Source organism: Bacillus sp. AFS040349, from assembly GCF_002577655.1.
Taxonomy (GTDB): domain Bacteria; phylum Bacillota; class Bacilli; order Bacillales; family Bacillaceae; genus Metabacillus.
This window is the reverse complement of the sequence record NZ_NUMC01000111.1, coordinates 1-19,394: the sequence shown is the minus strand read 5'-3', so window position 1 is coordinate 19,394 and position 19,394 is coordinate 1. Positions and strand designations below refer to the sequence as shown.

The window sequence follows — 19,394 nt, the reverse complement described above, 5'->3', positions numbered from 1 at the left end:
AGAAACTCATGGTTGAAGCGTTGTTAAATAGCTATTTATATAGATTACTAACCTATAGCCGAATGAATAATTATTATATTCGCTAATAAGTGTTGTGGTAGCTGGTACTTATTAGATCTGTTCAGTTTAGAGTCAGTCTCGAATAGTAAGTAGGCACAACGTAAAGTGAGCATCTAAGGGATACAAATGAAGGGATAAAAGAATTGGAACGTGGGAAGCTTTCTGAATGGAGAATAAGAGTGTTCAGTGATCTTTAGAAAGTGGCAGAGAATCCGTAGTAGTGATGAAACAAGGTAATGCTTGTGGAGCGAAGGGATTTAGTCGGGAATTTACTCGATGGAAAGCCGAGTGCGGTGAAAGTCGCTTGCTCGGTTTGGGGTGGGGGAAAAGTTGGAGATAACATCAAAGACTTACCTATCACCATTGGGTTGGATGGAAGTACGATGTAGGTGACGGACGAGTCAGTATATCATTAGATATTACGAGCCTCTCAGTCATTAAATCTGGAAACGGATATGGTGTAGACGGAGACTCGGACGGTAAGGCAGATCCCTTTAATGTAACCGACGCAGTTTTTAGTGCAGCAAATTATTTATCCGCAAGTGGTTTTGCTAGTAATCCACGTGGGGCTATATACAATTACAATCATAAAGGTTGGTATGTCGATAAAGTAATGGCAACTGCAGAAGCGATCAAAAGTGAAGCGGTATATGGTGATGGAAGTAATGTACCTGTAGTAGAAGTAGGTAACAAATGGATCGGAAACTCTGTTTATGTCTTTGGTGGAGGAAGAAATCAATCAGACATAGCAAGAGGACGTTTTGACTGCTCTAGTTTCGTACACTGGGCTTTTAATCAAGTGGGGGTGAATTTAGGTCCGTTAACAGGAACAAGTACCGAAACCCTTAAACATAAAGGAACGGCGGTTTCTGTAAGTGAAATGAAACCAGGAGACATTGTATTTTTCGATACCTATAAGATAGATGGCCATGTTGGAATTTATGTGGGCGATGGAAAATTTATTGGAGCACAATCAAGTACCGGTGTTGCAATTGCTGATATGACAACAGGTTATTGGAAAAAAACATTTAATGGTCGTGTTAAAAGAATAATAAATTAATTGAAGGGGAAGTGAGATACTTTCCCTTTTTTTAAGGAGGGATAGTTATGTCATTAAGAATGAAAATAACCATAATAGTAGTTGTTTGTCTTGTTATAGGAGGCTTATTTTCCCTTAAATACTATCAACCTATGAAAGAGAGCATTGACATTAAAACAGAGGGAAAAGCCATGGTAGAAGAGTCTGAAGGTTTTCAACCAATCGAAATTAATACACCTTTAGATGTTGTCCGATATACGTTTAGTACGGTGTATTACGAAAAACCCTTATTATTTAGTCAGAATTTTGATGCTGAACAGTTTTTTAAAGATTTAGTTAAGGTACAAGATCATGCGGATAATGAAATTATTGGGGAAGATGCTGAACTTTACCTTATAAAGAAAATTAATAGAAACGGTTTGTTAGAGGATGTTGAATATGCGGAACCAAACTTATCATTTAGTGGAGATCTTACGGTTAAAGTAAAGCTCATTTATAGCGATGAAAAGACTGTTCCGTTGACGATTGATTTATATAATACAAAAGATAACCCAACCTATTATATTACAAGTTCTGTTTGGGATATCATTGAAGAAATTGAAAGCAAAGTTAAATAAATATTATAGGAGTAGATTTTATGAAAACAGTAGATAATAGTAACGTATATATTATAGGGAACAATAGGCAAAGGAATGAGTTTTATGAACATGATTGATACTAGAAAAGAAGACGAGAATAAAATAATAATCAGAAATGGAGGAAGGGGGATAGGATCTCGTGTTAATATGTCTCATAATGCAGATTATAAAAAAGATTAATTCCCGACTTGTTTTTGATGTTATCTATTGAGGTTAAATTATTTTCATGATATAAATAATTTAACCAATAGCCATTCATTTCGTTAGATACAACCTAGAAAGCATCACTGTTATTACACAGTGGTGCTTTTCTATTTTTTTGACTAAGTAACCCTAACAGTGAAAATCTGATTCCTTATCCCTATAAGGTTCAAACCCCTTCAAATTCCGCATATTAGCAATACTTTTGTACCTAAGATTGTCGATAATACTCTTTTTTAAAATAGTGCTTTATAGATTTGATTTTAAGAATATTATAACAAATAATGGTAGGTGGGAGGTGGTAGAATATGAGCCTACATATCGATAAAGTATCTGAACTATTACAAGAAGTTGGTCTGAAAATCCATTTAAAAATCCCTAAGTCTATCTCTACACGATGGGACATATATACAATCAGAACATTACCCGAAAAAGCACTTGTTGGGGAATTAAGACATACTTCTGGACAGGGTATTAAAACTCAAACATCTATTGATTTATTAGAGGAATTTACACCGAATCAAGTTCAATTAGATGTTATTAAACGAATTCAGTCTACAAACTAAATTAAAAAAGCATAACACCTACTGTTATGCTTTTTACTTAATTTAGGTTTCTATTTTCAATTTCCTTCTCAGCCTGTGCTCTCAATTTATTATAAATCCATACAAGGAATATACCAAATAGTGTAAGAAGTGAAGGTACAGCTAATACATAGGCGCTTATTTCACGATATTTAAAGAATTTAATAAATGCGTTTATCGTTAATAGTAAGCAAAATGTTACACAGGCATACATCATTGTACGTTGAAAATACATGTGAGCTTTATTTTTTAGTTCTACGTTGTGCATTTCTTTTAAAAAATGGAAATTATCATTATCATTATTTGTATTCTTAATTGGCATAATTGTCCCTCGCTTTTATAACAGCAACTTTTGCTTTTTTCCATGAACCAAACTCTTTGAAATAAAAGTGTGCAGATGGTAGCGAATGCTTAATAGCATACTCATTCCATATATTCATACTCGCACTAGCAAAAACTTCATAGTGTTTCTTTGCTATATCTAGTAACTCTTGTCTTGTTTTCTTCTTTTTGACGTTTGAGTAAGAAAGTATTTCTTCCCAAGTAAAATGTTTTTTTAACGTCTTATAAGTCGGGAGCTCATGCTCGTGAGCATATTCATCCCATTGTTTTCTGGTAACTATATTTTTCCCATGTACCTGTAGTACCTGTTCAATCTCTTCTTTAGTATATCCTTGTGATCCAGCTTGTTCATCAGTCGGCTTTAATTCTAATTCTTCTTTAACCTTATTCCAAGATTCAAACATTTTTATATAGGTAGAGGTTGAAGGTAATCCCTCTTCTTTGGCATACTTATTCCACTTTGATTTAGTGGTGAAATATTCAGCATGTTCCCCCGCTATTGTTAATAAAGTTTCTTTATCATACACTCTTTCCTTATAAAAACCACCTTTAATATTTAAAGCCTCTTTAACATCATTCCATGAACCAAAATGATTGATTAAAGTTCCTGAAGAGGGTAGGATTTGATCTTGTTCTTTTACATAATCAGTCCACCCTCTAGCGGTTGTTAAATGGTTAGCATGTTTTTCTAACACTTTTAGTAAACTTTCTTTGTTATATTCCATTGACAATTAATCAACCATCCTTTAAAAAGGTTTCCATTGCAGCTTTTCTTCTTCCCAGATTATTTTAACAACATCTTCATTTCCTGCATCATAAGTTTGAACTTCAGCTAGTAAAGAATCAAAGCGTTCTTTATTCATTTCCTTTTTTAATTCTTCAATTATGAAATTCTTGCGGTTGAAATATTCATCTAAGATATAATCAACATAAATCCCATAAATAGAGTTAGTTGTATAACTTTCAAATTTCTTTAATAAATCCTTACTTCTATTTGGATCAAAAAGTAATTCGAACTCGCTCCAGTCCTTGCAATATAGTTCGTTAAGGTTTCTTGTATTCGTTCTATCTGCATTTTTTACTATCATTTCTTTAGGAACGTTAAAAATACTTACTGGCTTATCAAATCTTTCATCAAATTTTTTTATATCTAACTTCTCACAAAATACCTTTCCTTCATGCCCCACACCATTAGCTTTAAATGGTCTTGGGAATAGCATGTAGATGTCTCTTTCATGAGTAACTCCAATAAGAAAGAAATAGTCTTTTTTAGTTGGCAAGCGGTTTAATCGATTAAAAGCATCCTCAAACGAGATTTCGTTATCTTCAACATCAACTTCAGGGGGAGTAAAGATAGGGAAACCTTTTTTGTCAAATGTTAATTCCCAATCATCAATATCACGTTCGTCTTGTTTTCTTTTACGTTCTTCCTCAACACCTGAAAGTCTAATTATTTCAATAACTTCATGATTTTTAGCTAAACGTTGCCGTTCAGCGTATAGTTCTGGATCTCTTTTTTGTTCTTTTTTATCCTTTGAGTATAAATAGAGACTATTTAAGCTAGCTATGGTAAAGATAGGGAATAACATCAAATATACGGCAATTTTAAATAATACCTTACCTACTTGATTCTGTGAAATAATCGCTAATAAGGAAACAATACCTAAAAGGATAAGTCCCACAATAACAAGTAAAAAGTAAAACGCAATAAACGCCCAAAAAATTCTGTACGCTGTCAAAACACCAGAGCTTTCGTGTATAAGCCCCAACTTATCCATGAGAGATACAATCCCTAAAAATTCAAAAATAGGAGCAATACTATCCCAAAATCGAAATACTACAAGAGCAAGTGCGATTCCTACCAATCCCCATAAACCTGTTTGTTTACCTCTATAATATTGTAAAGCTGAATCCGCTAAATGTAATACAGTATTCATTATGTTCACCTTCCTTGTAACAAATATACCACTTATTACACTAATTATATATTTTTTATTAGATATAGTCAATGGTTTTAGTTATTTTTACCAATAAACTCGATATCGAAAAGGAATATTGTTCTATAAAGGAGAAGGATTAATAGACTATGAATAAAGAATAGGAGAGTCTCATTTGGTAACCTTTGAAGAAACTATGAAGAATGTATTTATAGAGGTGTTTAAAGCATATGTGGATAGGAAATATGAAAAGATTCTTGTTCTAGATAATCCTCAACGGGTTGTAAGGGGAACAATCGTCTCGAACTCAAGTGTATATGAAAATCAATTAGCATTGCTATTAAGCACACAATTAAGCGAAGAATATCGTATATTAGTAGATTATCCTATTATTTTCCCAGGTCAAAACAACCGTATTACGCCTGACATTTTGATCATGAAGGACAACACTATTCAAATGATTCTAGAATTAAAAATCGATCTAGGGTATGAAAAACAGGGTTGGGAAAATGCAAGAGAAAACCGATTGAATAAGTTAAAAATACACCAACATGAAACAGCATATAAGCCTTACAATGAGAAAACAAGGGAAAAGGGAGAAAAGGTCTCTATCAACGTCCCAGATCATATTGAATATGGGACAGTTATTTTTTGTCAAAAGAATGGGGCTAAAAAAATTAAAGAAGTTATCAAGGGGTGCAAGTCCTGTGATGACAATAACAAAGAATGTGATGATCGTACAGACTACCCTTTTTTTATTTTGTTAAAGGATCCAAATAAACATCCAAATGATTTCACTTCAATAGATGATGCAATTGATTACTTGTGTTCCATGAAAAAAGAAGATATATCGGATTGGAAGGTATTTGAGAATTACCTTAGGAATAGACTCGCATTTGTGAATTGAAAAGCACACTCTACAAGGCATTTTAAAGGCTCGTATACCGTTTTATGTTTATAATACATAAAGTTATCAAGTCATTTTATTAATGGATATGCGCCTTAAATAATGCTTAATTAATAAAAAAACCGTTGCATTTCCTCATTCGTTAATTCACTTGGTTCTTTTCCTATCTCTGCACAGTATTTGTACATATCACGCAACTTTATATTAGGTGGTTTTCCACTAGGAAGAATATACTTTCCACTTGGGATTGCCTTATCCATATCATCCAATCCATTTACATTCACTTTATTATCGGTTTCCTTTTTATTCATTTTCACCACTCCTTTGTATATATTAAGCAAATGATTGAATCAATAGAGAATTTCTAGTAACATTACTATATACCCACTACGAAATCACTATCACTAGTGGAAATAAATATGAAACTTGCAGGGAAGTGTTATTATTTACACAATAACAAAGGAATCAATAACCAGTATGATAGAACTTAATCACTCACACAAGAACATTATAATAAATGCAATCAGTCAAGGGTCTTCTTCATATCAAATAAATTTGCATATAGATAAAGAATCCACAACCAAAAAAGTAAGTGTACTTTTAATTTTTACCATGTTGGAATCAATAGGCGAAATTGTACACACGATGCCGCTAGTTGATGATATTAAGATGGAGATATTCAATGAAGATGATGTTATATCAGTCATATTTGTAACCAATGAAACATCAAAAGATATTCAATTGCTGTTCAATAACCTTCCATGTATTAGTAGTGTATCAATTGAGAGTATTAACAGTGATAGCCATATTCTTACTACAGAAATTCAGGCATAAAAGAAGATCCAATTTCCTTTGAAGTTGGATCTTTTTCTTCCGCATTATTTCTCCGTTATTATTCCTAAAAGGACAGGAATTCTCATGAAACCACTGGAAGTCCAATGAAGAAATTTTACCTTTACTCTAACAAATGGCTGAATATAGATAAATTCATCAGTTTCCTTTTTTGCATAATTCCTGGCAAGGTTGTAAAATTGTCTCCTTAAATCAATACTTCCATGCTCAATGACACCAGCAGGCCTCATTCGTCCTTCATCTTTAATGGATGCTAATAACCCAAATTCTCCTCTACGATATCCTGTGATCCAAATGTCATCCCGGTATGTATAATTCAAAACTTTGAGCCAATCGCTTGTCCTTTTATCTACATGATAAATACTATTTTTCCTCTTACCTATGGCTCCTTCCAAACCTTGCTCTTTTATGGCTTGAAATAACGCTTCACCTTGTCCCTCCACAAATTGTATTTTCACAATATGTTCAGTATCAGATAACTCATTTTGAAGTATTTCTTTCCTTTTTATTAAAGGGAGATTTACTAATGAATCACCGTTAAGCATAAGAATGTCAAAAACAACAAAAGTAGCTGGTATCTCTTTCATTAAATACGATATTTTCAGCTCGTTCTTACAAGAGAACCTCTCCATAAGTTTCTCGAAATTAGGTACTCCATTATCCATAACAATGATTTCACCATCTAAACAAATATCCTTTGTTGTAGGAAGCGGAACAAGTTCTGGGTATCTAGCGGTTACAGGGTTACCGTTTCGTGTGTAAATCGTACTTTTCTGGTCTATTTGGCTGTAAATCGCCCTATGACCATCTAGCTTCAATTCCCATATCCACTCATTGGAATCAAAAGGCTCATCTATACGTTCAAGTAATTGTGGGAGATATAAACATACCACCAACTCCTTTAACGCTAGTATGAGCCTAATTTAGCCATAATACACTCTTATAATATTGTTGCATCTACTAATGAATCAAAGAATATGAAATATGCGTAATTCTGATGCTTGATATACATTTTTCTTAGGATAGGATCTATCTTAGTCACAACAACTGGTGCCACAGTTTCTATAAATCCATCTTTCCATATTTCTATTTTGATCTCTACTTGGTCTTGAATACTCACTACAATAACATCGTTTATATCGGCTATTTTATATTCATCTAATAGTGGTTTCTCTACTTTTTGTAGATCAATATCCACTTTTTTTAATAATTCCTTGTGTTCAGACATGAAGAAAGGTGCCCATATAAACTTCTTTATCTGCCTGTCTTTTAGGTCTTTTATCATTTATATCACCATATTTCCGGATTTATATAGAAATTATAACGAACTTACGTTCTGGTATCAAGTCATGTTTTGTATGCAAAGAACATCTTTAAGTTAAAATAGTTATATTCTTGAATTTTTTGAGGTGAATTGGTACTATTTAAATACAATATTTTATTCTTCTAAAAAGATATCCTAGTCAAAAGTATACATATCAAAAGGGATGCACCCTAAAATCGTGGTTTTATACCGCTTTTTAGGGTGCATCTTTTTTTGTTTTCTCAACATATTGAAACGAAAAGGAGATATGGTTATGAATACCAGGTCTATCGTTGCTCTTAGTCTATTACCAATATTAATAACAGCCCATACCATAACAGTACGTGCAGAAACTTCTACTCAAGGGTTGGAGCAGCAATTGATTGAGACAGAGCAAGCCATTAAAGATAAAGAAGCGAAGAAAGAAGAAGTGAAAGAGAATACGTCGTTACTATTAGATGATCTACAGGCTTTGGAAACCGATATTAAGGTGAACAGTGAAGATATACAACGAATAACAAATAGAATAAATGAAATAAGAGACGTTATTGAACAAAAAATGAGAGAGATTATTGAATTACAGAGAAAAACTGGCATAAGACAAGATCTCTTAAAAGAACGTTTCATTGCCTTACAGGAAAGCGATCAATTCAATGTAGTAGTAGATACTATCATAAATTCTGAGGGAATAAGTGACCTAGTTCATCGTCTGACAGCTGTTAGCATACTTTTAAATGCAGATAATGAAATCCTGAAATCACAACAGGAGGACCTTGAACAAATAGAAAGAGAAAAGGAAATTATCACTGAGCAAGAAACAGACTTAAAGGTATATCATGAAGAACTTGTTACGAAGCAAGGTGAACTGAACGTTCAATTAAATAAAAAGCAAGAAATGATAATTCAAATGCAATCTCACTTTGCGACACTGGAAAACGAAATAACAATCGCTGAAGAAGAAAAAGTGCAAATTAAGGAAAGAATAGTTGAGGTACAGGAGCAAATAAAGCGTGAGCAGGAAGAAGCTAAATTAAGGGCTCAAACTATCGCTCAATACCAAAGAGAAGAAGAATTTAGGATTCCTAATGACGGGACAGTTAAGGGCATTGAGATGTACGTGGAATCTACCGCTTATTCCTGGGAAGAAACGTATCATAACAATTTTATAACCAAGTTAGGTTATAACATCAAAACTGATCCAACACTTAAATTAATAGCGGTTGATCCTAATGTTATCCCACTAGGAGCGAAAGTTTGGGTAGATGGTTATGGGTTAGCCGTCGCTGGTGATACCGGAGGTGCCATAAAAGGCCATATCATCGACGTACTTATGCATAGCAAGGCTGAGGCGATACAATGGGGTAGAAAAAAAGCGGTAAGGATTATTGTCCTTAAGTAAGTTTTATAGATTAGAAGTAAAGTAAATAGAATATTCATATGTTTTAAATCAAATATAACATCATTAATAAAAAAATAAAAGATTATTAAAATTTAATGGATAAGGGTGAAAATAGATGGAACATGAAGGTAACTTTTTTTAAAGGACTTATCGTTGCTAAGTCAATCAGTATTCCGTTATGGATGGTCAATATTTTAGTAGTAAAAAACCTTCTCATATAAGCAATTGATTTTATCTATGAACGATAATATAGCCGAAATAATAGGAGAGATACGAATGATAAATACAACAAATTACGAAGAGAAGAATAAACAATTGGAAGATATAGAGGTTTTACATTCTTATATTACCTCATTAAAGATTGTTTCTAACATGCTGCCGGACATAGCTATTGGAATTGCCAATACTAAAGAATGGCTTGAATACTTCCCAAGTCGCAAAATAGATTTGGGTGTGAGAAAAGGAACCAGAATTAATCCTCGTGAACCATTAGCCGATTGTATTAATAATAACAAATTTATTAAAGAGGAAGTACCAGAAAAGTTCTTTGGCATTTCTTTTACTGGACTGGCACATCCTATCGTTCATCGAGGGGAAGTAATAGGAGCAATTGCAATTCAATTACAGGAACAGAATGAACAAGAATTACGAAAAATTTCTGATCAAATTGTATTATCCATTGAATCTACTAATAAGAGAGTTAACGATGTTGAAAAGGGAGCAGAAGGTCTATCGAGTATAAGCCAAGGCTTACTTGATCAATCCGTACATGCTACAGAAGAAATGAAAAAAACTGATGGAGTAATCACATTTATCAAGAAAATAGCGGATCAATGTAACTTATTAGGACTGAACGCATCAATTGAAGCAGCTCGTGCTGGGGAAATGGGGAAAGGTTTTGATGTAGTTGCAAAAGAAATACGTAAGTTATCGAATGAGACGAGTTCCTCAGCTGAAAAGATAAGAGAAACTTTAAAGGATATTCAGAAATCTATGCAGGAAATGGCTTCTTCTATTGAAAAGGTTGTAGCGGTGGGGAAAGAACAAGCTATTTCAACTGAAGATATTTCAAAATATATTGATGATATTGAAAAAATGAGTAAAGAATTGAATTCATATGCTTCAAAGCTTTAAATATAGGAAAATATAAACCTAGAAATTGTATAACTTGTAAGATACCATATAAATAATGGATATTATGTAAAATCTTGTTTGTCTTGTGGGAGATGATAAATAGTGGAAACAATAGGATACATAATAGGGATGGTCTTAGGCGTAGTCTTTATAAGTTATATAGGATTCAATATTATACGCATTATCTTTTTTATAATAAGAAGAATATTTAGGTTTATTAGATTTCAAACAATGACTCCTGAACAAAGGCAAGAGGAAATTCGTAAGCGACGAATAAATAACAGGGCAAAAGCAAGTTCAGATAACGGAAGTGGTTCTTGGTTTTGGTCTTCATCTGATTCTGGCTATGATGGTGGTGGAGACTCAGGTGGGGGAGATGGAGGCGGCGGTGGAGGCGATTAAGCATTCTACTATCATTTCTTATGTTACGGTTAATAGTTAATTCTAAATAAAGGAGAAGATATTAATGAGATCAACAGGAATTGTTAGAAAAACAGATCAATTAGGGAGAATCGTTATTCCTAAAGAAGTTAGAAGAGGCATGCAAATAGAAGAAGGTGATCCGCTGGCTATTTATGTTGATGACGATAAGATTGTTTTAAGAGCATATCAACCCGAGAAGGAATGTTTACTTACAGGGAAAATATCAAATCAAAATCTATCATTACTAAATGGGAAAATAAATATAAGTCCCGAAGCTGCTGGATCTTTATTGAAAGAGTTGGAATTTTATGTAAAATCCTAACTTAACAATTTATAATCTCATAGTGAAGTGATATTAAGCCAAGCAAAAATTTGTTTGGCTTCTTTCGTGTATACGCTTTAATAAACTTAATATTTATGTAATGTTGTAACAATTTTGTAACATTGATTTCCTCCTCAACCCATGTTAAAACAAACTCCTACCTTTTTATATCAACTCAGTAAATCCTCACTAAATCATCGATTAAGAGTTCAATTTTCCCTTGTGTGACAAGGGTTTACAAGAGGTATGGCGCAGACTAATATGAAGAAGAAGTAGCTACAGAATGGAGGAATTAATATGTTGACTTTTAAAAATAATAAGGTAGCATCAATTACCACACCTGAAGTAAAGGCTCTAATAAAAGTTTGTGTAGGAGAAGAATATGTAAAAGTTGCTGAAAATTTGGTTGACAATTGTAAAAGCTTGCGGTTTGAAGCACCCAAAGGAAAGCGAGTGAGGGTAGTAGATATTGAAGAAGCTAGTAAGATTTTATCTAATAAGTTCCCGCAACACCATATTTTTAAATCTCCAATGTTAATGAGGGAGAAGCTTTTTGATATTGAAAGATCACAGCAAGGATAAAATTACCTTAACACACATGTGTTAAAAGCTAAATAAAAAAGTTTAATAATAAAAAAACCACTTCATACTTTGTATGCGAAGTGGTTTTTATTATTAAAACAAAGTCATTTGTAGATCCTTTTGTTTGTCAAATTCATCATGTTCTTTCTCTGTTTCAACATACTCTTTTTTCTCTTCAGGAATAACAGCAGATAAAACTTCATACTTGCAATCTTCCTGATCTCTTATAATAGCTTCTAAATAACCGTTCCTATGTAACTTTTCTAAGTATTTTACAACATCAACATATAACTTTGGTCTACCGGTTGAATAGGCATCCTTAGAAAAACCATGATTTGTTATAAGGTGCTGGCAGAGTTCAGTTGCAGAAACTCCAGGGTTTATCTCTAAGTATTCATTTATGTAATTATGAGCTGATTTAGTTTCCAAATGTATTCCACCTTTGTTTATCTGATCATAATATTATTTACTTTTATACGATTTCTTAGAATAGATGTTTAAATACAACACACAAAATAAAGACAATGCACATATAAACAGTAAATATGGATATTCCTTAACATATGGATATATTGTATTTGCTATTTCTGCTCGATAAAAAATAATAACGCTGCCAACAAAAGCAGTTAGCATTGTAACAAGCTTAATTGGAGTAAATCCCTTTATAGCAATATTAATACCACCGAAAACTAAGCCCATAGTCATAATAACACCAGTTGCTATATCAATAGCAGATAATTGCCTGGTCGATGTATTTTCAATTGTCCCTGTGTTTATAGCTTTAATGATCATAAAGATATTGAACAAGAGAAAGACAGCAAGTATAGATACTATATAAACCTCAAATTTATTTTCTTTAAATTTGAGTAGAAGGGAAGAGTACTTAAGATCATGATGATACATGTATGTAGGAATAATATCTTGTTTTTCTTCCCTAACCACATTACGATTTCCTTCCTGTAACTGCTTATCAAACTCATCTTTCGTCTTAACCGAACCTTTGTAATCTGGACTCAATAAATTTGACCAAAACCACTCATTTTCTTTCTTTTCTCTGAAGTATTTAACCTCAAAAGCATCGTAGTATTTAGGCATTGAAATATCCTCCTTTGGTTGAATTTCAGTCTGAGTCTTTTAATCTTTTCCTTCGTTCCGATAATGCCTCAGCAGCTTTACGAGCCTTTTCTTGACTAGTGTGAACATATAATAAGGCTGTAGTTTCAGATGTATGTCCAAGTTGCTCCATAACAAGGGAGAGGTCTTTAGTTTCATCCATCAAATTCGTCGCATAGGTATGTCGTAATTTATGGGGGGACATGCTGCGTTTCCCTTTATTAAAAGCTTTAGTATATTTTCTTACTAAATCCTGAATTGTCCTTACAGTAGCAGGGGAGAAGGCTTTATTATATTTGGAAAGAAATAAGTATTCATGCTCTGCGTTAGTACCTTTATATCGCTCATTTCTTATTTGTAAGTATGCCTCTATGTCCTCCATGACTTCTGCAAAAACAGTCACAATATCTTTCTTATCACCTTTCCTTATAACAGATATCGTGTTTTTTTCAAAATTAAGGTCTCTAATTCTAAGTTCAGCAATCTCATTTACACGAATACCGCTGCCAAGAAGAAGGGAGAGAATAGCGTAATCTCTTTCTTTATCTCTCAAAAAATATGACAATTGACGTTCAGAGAGTTCTTTCTCATACTCATTTTTAACATAATACAGAAAATCAATATCTGTATCATCTTGAAAGATGGTATTGGCCATCTTATTACTTCGTGCATTTAATGATTCTTTTTCTTTTATGACAGGTATTTTTTGCATTACATTACGGTGAAATAAAGGTTCTCCATCTTTACCTTCATATTGAGTAGTAAGGTATTTAAACAGGGATCTTAAAGCTGATTTTTTTCTGTTAATGATAGCTTTTGAACGAGTTTTCTTTTCATGCTTGGATACATTATATTCTTCTTCTTCGACTTTTCTAAAGTATGCTTTTGCAGAATCTAAGGGAAGGGTAGCTAAAACTTCATGCTGAATGTCTTTAATGTTTTTAGCTTTTGAAATTTCTTCTTCTATTAACCAATTAAAAAAGTGCCGATAATCTGATAAATAATTTAATAGGGTAGAGGGAGATCGTTTGTTATCCTCCATAGCAAAAACATAATCCTTAACATATTCCGGCATTTGAGAATATAATGCTTTATATTTTTCTTTGTGTTTTTGGTGTTGTCTAGTATTAGCCAATAAAGCACAACCTTTCTACATTGTCGAATTATGTCGAATTTCGTGTAAAATTCAATTTTTAAACGAAGTTTACCTTTGTTAATTTTATTTTATATTCCTAGAAAATGAGAGTTGGGTCACTAGCTGTATTACTAGGAATATTAAGGTTATTTTTAAAGCTACTAAAAGGGAGAACCTTTGTAATTATAATATCCCTGTCTTTTTTAAAATTGAACAGACAGTAATTGAAACCGTTGCTACATGTAGAGTTATATATTATCCCTTTAAAATTATTTGCCATAAGACATTGAGAAATAAAGTTAGGAAAAACGTACTCTGATTTTAGAATAAAGTTACTATTCATTGAGGGAATTGAACTAAAAATATTGATATCTAATTCCCTTGTATCCCATAATAATAATTCTTTAAGTGTTAAAAATTCAGCTACATCAATAGATTCATCTTCCTCAACGAGGTGCAACTCTTTAATTATTACTTCCATATCACATGCAAGGTATAATGATGATATCCCGGGTGGATTAAAACGACCTTGTCCGGGTATACCTGCAGGAGGATTCCATAACTCCTCTGGGATATAAGGAGCAATTCTTTCAAGATTTTTTCTTTTTCTACCACGCAACAATCTTTGTCCGGCTTCTAGTTTTATAATTCCAGGAATCTCACCGTTCTTAATTAGTGCAAATATTTTCTTACCAACTGGGTGAGTAAGTCCTAGCATTGGGAATTCCAGAAGATATTTTATAAAATTATGACCATCATTTTTAGTAATATCAAATGTATTAACAATTATATCTATGTTATCTCGATACCAACTGTCTACATCTTCTGATGTAACATAGGGCTGGTCGTCCTCTAATTCACTATGGCAATTTGAACAAAACATATTTTTATATACAATTTCCTTAATATCAGAAGGAAAATCATTGCCTTCTACCAAATCAAATACTGTTTCTAAGCTAAAAGGATCTCCATGTCTTTGGGTATAGGGAATAATGTCATCGTTACAATGTTGGCATTCCCCAATCCAATTTTCTGATAAAAACTCAGCAATTTTTTTACTTGACTGTTCTAAAAATATATTTATATCAACGATTATATATGTACCAGGGGAGATGATAGTACCACAGTTTGGGCACTTAGTAATATTAGATTCAAAACCTCTTTTGGTTCCACATATTTGATAAATATTCCATGTATCTAAAAATTCAAAGACATTGTGGTATTCTCTGCATTCACTACAATATTTTACGTCCAAAGTTATACCTCCAATACAAATTAATATCTTATGACCGTATCGCTTTAATTCTAAGTACGTTTAAGGTAATCATACTTATAAATAAAATAATCCAAAAAGAAATAGTCCATCTTAGGGGATGCATAGCAAAGTATGTACCTACTCCCGGTAAATTAACTAAAATATCATCAACTATAAATTTTATACCTCTATATCCTAGTAATATTGTGAGAAGGGATGTCATAATTAAGATATAAGTTTCTGATTGCTTAATAGCAAATTCCCTAGAACTATTAACATCTTCTCGTGCATTAGTAAAAAGCTTTTCAACTTTATCTACAAGCCTATCCGTCCCTGATTTTTCCAACAACTTTCCATATAAAATCATCGGACTACCGTATGATTTAAAAAGAAGTTGTTCATCATAGTTCACCTTTAGAGAATTAAATTCGTGTCGAATAGAATTATATTCCTTTAATGACTTAATCATATTATTGGACATTTTATTAAGTAATTTTTTTGCGTAAAATCTTTTAATAAATGTTAATTCATAAATCCTCAAGAATTCATACATTGAGAATAGAGAGGATTCTTTATATTCTTCTATTAACATATCATTATATACACCTTGTCTTTTTAAGTCTTTTTCAGCATCTTGCAAATTATGCACAGCATCTTCATGGAAGGCTGAATAAGAAAAACTAAGTAAAGATATGACCTCAGAACAGTAGAAGTGCATACTCTTTAATTTTTGAATTCGTGAATCATCTAGTAACTGACTGATATCATCATCTGTCATTCTTTCTACAAATTGTTTTGGGGCATTTATTAAATGAGATATAAAAAGTTTTTTATTTTGACTAACAAAATCTTCATGTTCAGATCTTTTATTGGGTGCAAAGTCACCAAATACCCAAGCGATTTGTTTTTCTGAGTGCTTATTTAATTCATAACTTTCACAGATAGCTTTTAGTTGTTTTGTATAATAATTGAGAATATCATACATTGTGCCTTTCCCAATCTTATCTCTTATCCAGAAGTCTCTTGAACTGTAGTTTTTCTTTATTCGGTAAAACTCTAAATCATCTAATATTATTGAGTTAGGTTCTTCATTTGGAATTTCAACTTTATGGCCATTATTAAACCCAATTGATATTTGAATAGTTATTATTCCAATATCGTATACATTTGCTATAACTATGGGCTTAACATAATTATCTTTGTATTTGGCCAGAAAGGGTAGTAAAGTAAACCTTTGATAATTTTTAAATAGAAATTCTTCATTAAGGTATTTTCTATTTATTTTTTCAAAGTTGTCATCTAAGTCTAGTACAGTATTAAATACACTGTGTTCAATCGGTATTACATTATGTGTTGCAACATAAGATCCTTCATCCTTATGTACAATTGAGTAATCATATTCATAGTCTTGATTCATTCCATGTTCTTTTAAGAATGTATTAATTTGCTCCTGTGTTACACTTTTAGGCATTATGGTAGAAAAAATTTTATTCATATTAGGATCTTTATTTCTTTGGGGAGCATTATAAGTATAGGCAGCTTGTTTAAGAACAACGTAATTTTCATAGCGTCTGTTAATTGTACCAGTATCTTTTTTAGAATCAATATATGAAACGTAGGCTCTTGACTCTTTTACTAATTTATTGATTTTTTTGTAATGATCAGGCTCAAAGGTAATAATACCAAAAACGTTTAGGTTTTTATAAAACATATTATTTCATCCTTAGTAATTATTTGTATATTTAGTTAATTATATCACAATTAAAGTATACGTAAAATAGGTATTTTACACGTAGTTTAAATATTGGGAATGAAAAAGGAAACCTATATACCCTCTCTCACGACCAAGAAAGTTTACTAAATTGGTATTATGTGAACAGTAGTTTACAAAAGGAAATTGAGGGTTAATTCCCCTCATACTTTAGTCTATAAAAAAATTTGTTGCTAATTTCTTCATTTCTTCTAGCCTTTTCAGTTTCTTTTTTTCGTTCCATTCAAAAAAAGCTTCAGTTGGCTTAAAAGAAAAACACTCATTATTATTTGTTCCGTAAGGATAATGAACATAGGTTGTACCATTCGGCAAAATATCTTCTAAGATTCTTCTAGGTCTACCGCTACCAACCTTTATACTAATATTAAGACTTTCTGTATGGAGATTTGCTCCATAACGGGCAAACTTTGTATCCGATGCTCCTTTTTCTAAAAGCCAATTCCACGCATACCAAATTAGAGTACCTCCGCTACCTCTTGTATCCGTACAAATACTGTATATAGTGTACATTTCATCCTTTTTTTCTGGATCTTCAATCTCTTTATAGTAGTCAACTTCACATGTGATAATTCCATTGTTTAATAGAAAGCATAGCTCTTCATAGTATTCAAAAAAGTCATTTCCCAGAGGATGGGTGTCAAAGAGAGTTTCTAGCATTTCGACTTCCCAATTAGAATTACCTTTTATTACTTCGTTAACAATCCTGTCAATATGATCAAAAATAAACATTGGATACAAACCTCCTTCTTAAAATAGTGTAAAAACACCAGCTTCCTTTACGTTATTAAGTGTCTGAGTGTTTCTGCGATTTGAAACCCTCTACTATTCAAAACAGAATTTACTAGTATTTATATTGTTAGAGATAATCTTGGAATATTTATCTAATATCTTATTGTGTCCAAAATTTAAAAATGATAGTCAATAAGATGTTTTTTCTATGTTAACAGGTAGCAACAACTAAATAGTTCTTAAAAAAGATATCTCTTTTTTGAAATTAAGAGTATGAAATCTCTTTTATATTTCAATAATAAAAAGAGAGATAGTTATCCCTCTTTTTATTATTAGGTATTATTCACCAAATGTTTTCTTTTCGATTTCTCTTCTCGCTTTTTCATCCAGGGAATGGCGAAAGAGAAAATCGATTTGATCTGGGTGGGGTAAGTTAAGGAACTTGATCACCCAATCGCTATCTTCTGAAGCTCGACTATCCTGATTCATACATATCACCTCCATAGGCTTGATTATTGCCAATAAATTAGACTTTATATACTTAACTCAATTTTCTTTTACAAATCCCTTGTTAAAAATTCCTCCATTTTATTAATGGTTCTATTAATGCTTTCTAAATTAACTTCATACTCACCAATTCCTGAAGAAATAATATAATTTCTTTTTAATAGCTCATCTAATGCTTCATTTATTTCCTTCGTTGATTCACACGAATACTGCCTTAATACGTATTTGGTAGGTTCTTCATCGTCTCCTGCCTTATGAGTCAATAAAAAACTAAATATTCCTTTAGCAACAAAACTAATTGTTTCGTCATGTAATACATAATCTAAGAGTACATTTTTATCCAGCAATTGTACCCCTCCTTCGCTTTGGTAATTATCAATATCAAATCCACCTTCTTCACATGGTACTTTTAACCACTCCAGTAACGATTTGAGTTTACTCTCGTTAAAAACAAATCCCTTTTCTTTAATAGTAGCTATAACATTCATGTTTTCATTAATTATCTCAGCGAAATTTAGTTTTTCGATATACATCTCTTTTTTTGTTCTTTTGTAAAATTCAGTTAAAATACGATAAACATTGAGGTTTTCCTCTTTTATATAGTTCAACTTTTCAAGTTCAGCTAAACCTAGCTTAGTTGAATTATATGTGTCATTTGCATATTCTAAAAGATCGACATATTCAACATATCTGTACCTGTGCAGCAACATGAACAACAAAATGCCCTTTGCATTATAAGAGGTCTTGTTATCATGAAGAAGAAAATTTATTGAACCATGTAATGCATACTGATCCTGATTGATAATTTCATTGTTAAAATTACAATCACAGTCAATATCGTCATATACGGATAGTGGTTCATATGTTGAAATCTCTTCAAACAGTTTATCAACTTTATTCTTTCTGTCTCGCGAAGATAAAAAAGCCAATTCTTTGTTATCCAAGTTATTGAATACCATCAAAGCTAATAACCCTTTATTTGCCCATGTTAATCTATCATCATGGAGAATGTCCCGTACTTTATATATGCTACTATTCACTTCTGTGGAAATATAATGATTTATTAATTTATCTTTTATATATGAGAGGTTATGAAGCATCCCGCTGATGCTTGCAAAATAATCCGGAGATACATCCTTAAGGGGTAGAGTCCTGAAAATG

At 32.2% G+C, this 19,394-nt stretch carries 23 protein-coding genes and 2 pseudogenes; 11 read left to right on the top strand and 14 right to left on the bottom strand.

The features are described from left to right. Positions 1–296: 296 nt before the first annotated feature. The 4 genes and pseudogenes from COD11_RS27065 to COD11_RS20895 all read left to right on the top strand — a co-directional run bounded on the left by COD11_RS27065 (position 297) and on the right by COD11_RS20895 (position 2,504). Positions 297–449, top strand: coding sequence for a hypothetical protein (locus COD11_RS27065; RefSeq protein WP_176551179.1), 153 nt, complete (start codon positions 297–299; stop codon positions 447–449). Then, positions 425–1,120, top strand: a pseudogene (locus COD11_RS20905) (C40 family peptidase); the annotation flags it as partial. The gene COD11_RS27065 and the pseudogene COD11_RS20905, both read left to right, overlap by 25 nt. A 47-nt stretch (positions 1,121–1,167) precedes the next feature. Next, entirely contained in the window at positions 1,168–1,716 is a 549-nt protein-coding gene (locus COD11_RS20900) for a hypothetical protein (RefSeq protein WP_098798848.1), read from the top strand. Between the two features lie 530 nt (positions 1,717–2,246). After that, positions 2,247–2,504, top strand: a complete 258-nt coding sequence (locus tag COD11_RS20895; protein ID WP_098798846.1) for a hypothetical protein — start codon at positions 2,247–2,249, stop codon at positions 2,502–2,504. Between the two features lie 37 nt (positions 2,505–2,541). On the opposite strand, the gene COD11_RS20890 is transcribed toward COD11_RS20895, so the two are convergent. From COD11_RS20890 to COD11_RS20880, 3 genes are read right to left on the bottom strand one after another with little or no spacing between them, the layout of a single operon-like run. Next, on the bottom strand, positions 2,542–2,844 hold the full coding sequence (locus COD11_RS20890) for a hypothetical protein (RefSeq protein ID WP_098798844.1): 303 nt from the start codon (positions 2,842–2,844) through the stop codon (positions 2,542–2,544). Continuing rightward, positions 2,834–3,595, bottom strand: a complete 762-nt coding sequence (locus COD11_RS20885; RefSeq protein WP_098798842.1) for a hypothetical protein — start codon at positions 3,593–3,595, stop codon at positions 2,834–2,836. The genes COD11_RS20890 and COD11_RS20885 overlap by 11 nt, the downstream gene beginning before the upstream one ends. A gap of 15 nt (positions 3,596–3,610) precedes the next feature. Further along, positions 3,611–4,801, bottom strand: a complete 1,191-nt coding sequence (locus COD11_RS20880) for a hypothetical protein (protein WP_098798840.1) — start codon at positions 4,799–4,801, stop codon at positions 3,611–3,613. 175 nt (positions 4,802–4,976) lie between these two features. Between COD11_RS20880 and COD11_RS20875 the strand changes: the two genes are divergently transcribed. Then, a complete protein-coding gene (locus COD11_RS20875; RefSeq protein ID WP_098798838.1) occupies positions 4,977–5,708 on the top strand; it encodes a hypothetical protein in 732 nt (243 codons plus the stop codon). A gap of 110 nt (positions 5,709–5,818) precedes the next feature. Here COD11_RS20875 and COD11_RS20870 read toward each other — a convergent pair whose 3' ends face one another. Beyond that, positions 5,819–6,019: a hypothetical protein gene (locus COD11_RS20870; protein WP_098798836.1), complete on the bottom strand. Its 201-nt coding sequence runs from the start codon at positions 6,017–6,019 to the stop codon at positions 5,819–5,821. 166 nt (positions 6,020–6,185) lie between these two features. Here COD11_RS20870 and COD11_RS20865 point away from each other — a divergent pair, with 166 nt between their 5' ends. After that, entirely contained in the window at positions 6,186–6,542 is a 357-nt protein-coding gene (locus tag COD11_RS20865; protein WP_098798834.1) for a hypothetical protein, read from the top strand. 44 nt (positions 6,543–6,586) lie between these two features. Here COD11_RS20865 and COD11_RS20860 read toward each other — a convergent pair whose 3' ends face one another. Further along, positions 6,587–7,453 (bottom strand): ATP-dependent DNA ligase, encoded by an 867-nt coding sequence (locus COD11_RS20860; RefSeq protein ID WP_176551178.1) that lies wholly within the window; start codon positions 7,451–7,453, stop codon positions 6,587–6,589. Between the two features lie 47 nt (positions 7,454–7,500). Then, positions 7,501–7,788 carry a YolD-like family protein gene (locus COD11_RS20855; RefSeq protein ID WP_176551177.1) on the bottom strand — a complete coding sequence of 96 codons (288 nt, stop codon included), beginning with the start codon at positions 7,786–7,788 and terminating at the stop codon, positions 7,501–7,503. 349 nt (positions 7,789–8,137) lie between these two features. Here COD11_RS20855 and COD11_RS27895 point away from each other — a divergent pair, with 349 nt between their 5' ends. The 5 genes from COD11_RS27895 to COD11_RS20830 all read left to right on the top strand — a co-directional run bounded on the left by COD11_RS27895 (position 8,138) and on the right by COD11_RS20830 (position 11,723). Next, a complete protein-coding gene (locus tag COD11_RS27895; RefSeq protein WP_304362986.1) occupies positions 8,138–9,262 on the top strand; it encodes a 3D domain-containing protein in 1,125 nt (374 codons plus the stop codon). 276 nt (positions 9,263–9,538) lie between these two features. Then, positions 9,539–10,396, top strand: coding sequence for a methyl-accepting chemotaxis protein (locus tag COD11_RS20845; protein WP_098798826.1), 858 nt, complete (start codon positions 9,539–9,541; stop codon positions 10,394–10,396). Positions 10,397–10,627: 231 nt separating this feature from the next. Then, positions 10,628–10,798: a hypothetical protein gene (locus COD11_RS27055; RefSeq protein WP_176551175.1), complete on the top strand. Its 171-nt coding sequence runs from the start codon at positions 10,628–10,630 to the stop codon at positions 10,796–10,798. A 64-nt stretch (positions 10,799–10,862) separates the two neighbouring features. Next, complete coding sequence (locus COD11_RS20835; RefSeq protein ID WP_098798822.1) at positions 10,863–11,141, top strand: AbrB/MazE/SpoVT family DNA-binding domain-containing protein; 279 nt, start codon at positions 10,863–10,865, stop codon at positions 11,139–11,141. A gap of 297 nt (positions 11,142–11,438) precedes the next feature. After that, positions 11,439–11,723 carry a hypothetical protein gene (locus COD11_RS20830; RefSeq protein WP_098798821.1) on the top strand — a complete coding sequence of 95 codons (285 nt, stop codon included), beginning with the start codon at positions 11,439–11,441 and terminating at the stop codon, positions 11,721–11,723. Positions 11,724–11,816: 93 nt separating this feature from the next. Here the strand turns inward: COD11_RS20830 and COD11_RS20825 are convergent, their stop codons facing one another. The 8 genes and pseudogenes from COD11_RS20825 to COD11_RS27045 form a co-directional block, all read right to left on the bottom strand. Then, a complete protein-coding gene (locus COD11_RS20825; protein WP_176551174.1) occupies positions 11,817–12,152 on the bottom strand; it encodes a DUF3895 domain-containing protein in 336 nt (111 codons plus the stop codon). A gap of 33 nt (positions 12,153–12,185) precedes the next feature. Beyond that, on the bottom strand, positions 12,186–12,818 hold the full coding sequence (locus tag COD11_RS20820; RefSeq protein ID WP_098798817.1) for a hypothetical protein: 633 nt from the start codon (positions 12,816–12,818) through the stop codon (positions 12,186–12,188). Positions 12,819–12,843: 25 nt separating this feature from the next. Further along, positions 12,844–13,971, bottom strand: coding sequence for a tyrosine recombinase XerS (gene xerS, locus COD11_RS20815; protein WP_098798816.1), 1,128 nt, complete (start codon positions 13,969–13,971; stop codon positions 12,844–12,846). A gap of 97 nt (positions 13,972–14,068) precedes the next feature. Continuing rightward, complete coding sequence (locus tag COD11_RS20810; protein WP_098798814.1) at positions 14,069–15,226, bottom strand: RES family NAD+ phosphorylase; 1,158 nt, start codon at positions 15,224–15,226, stop codon at positions 14,069–14,071. A gap of 28 nt (positions 15,227–15,254) precedes the next feature. After that, a complete protein-coding gene (locus tag COD11_RS20805) occupies positions 15,255–16,937 on the bottom strand; it encodes a hypothetical protein (RefSeq protein WP_098798812.1) in 1,683 nt (560 codons plus the stop codon). Between the two features lie 210 nt (positions 16,938–17,147). After that, positions 17,148–17,726 (bottom strand): hypothetical protein, encoded by a 579-nt coding sequence (locus COD11_RS20800; protein WP_098798810.1) that lies wholly within the window; start codon positions 17,724–17,726, stop codon positions 17,148–17,150. A 339-nt stretch (positions 17,727–18,065) separates the two neighbouring features. Next, positions 18,066–18,215, bottom strand: coding sequence for a hypothetical protein (locus COD11_RS27050; RefSeq protein WP_176551173.1), 150 nt, complete (start codon positions 18,213–18,215; stop codon positions 18,066–18,068). Positions 18,216–18,283: 68 nt separating this feature from the next. Next, a pseudogene (locus COD11_RS27045) lies at positions 18,284–19,394 on the bottom strand (hypothetical protein); the annotation flags it as partial.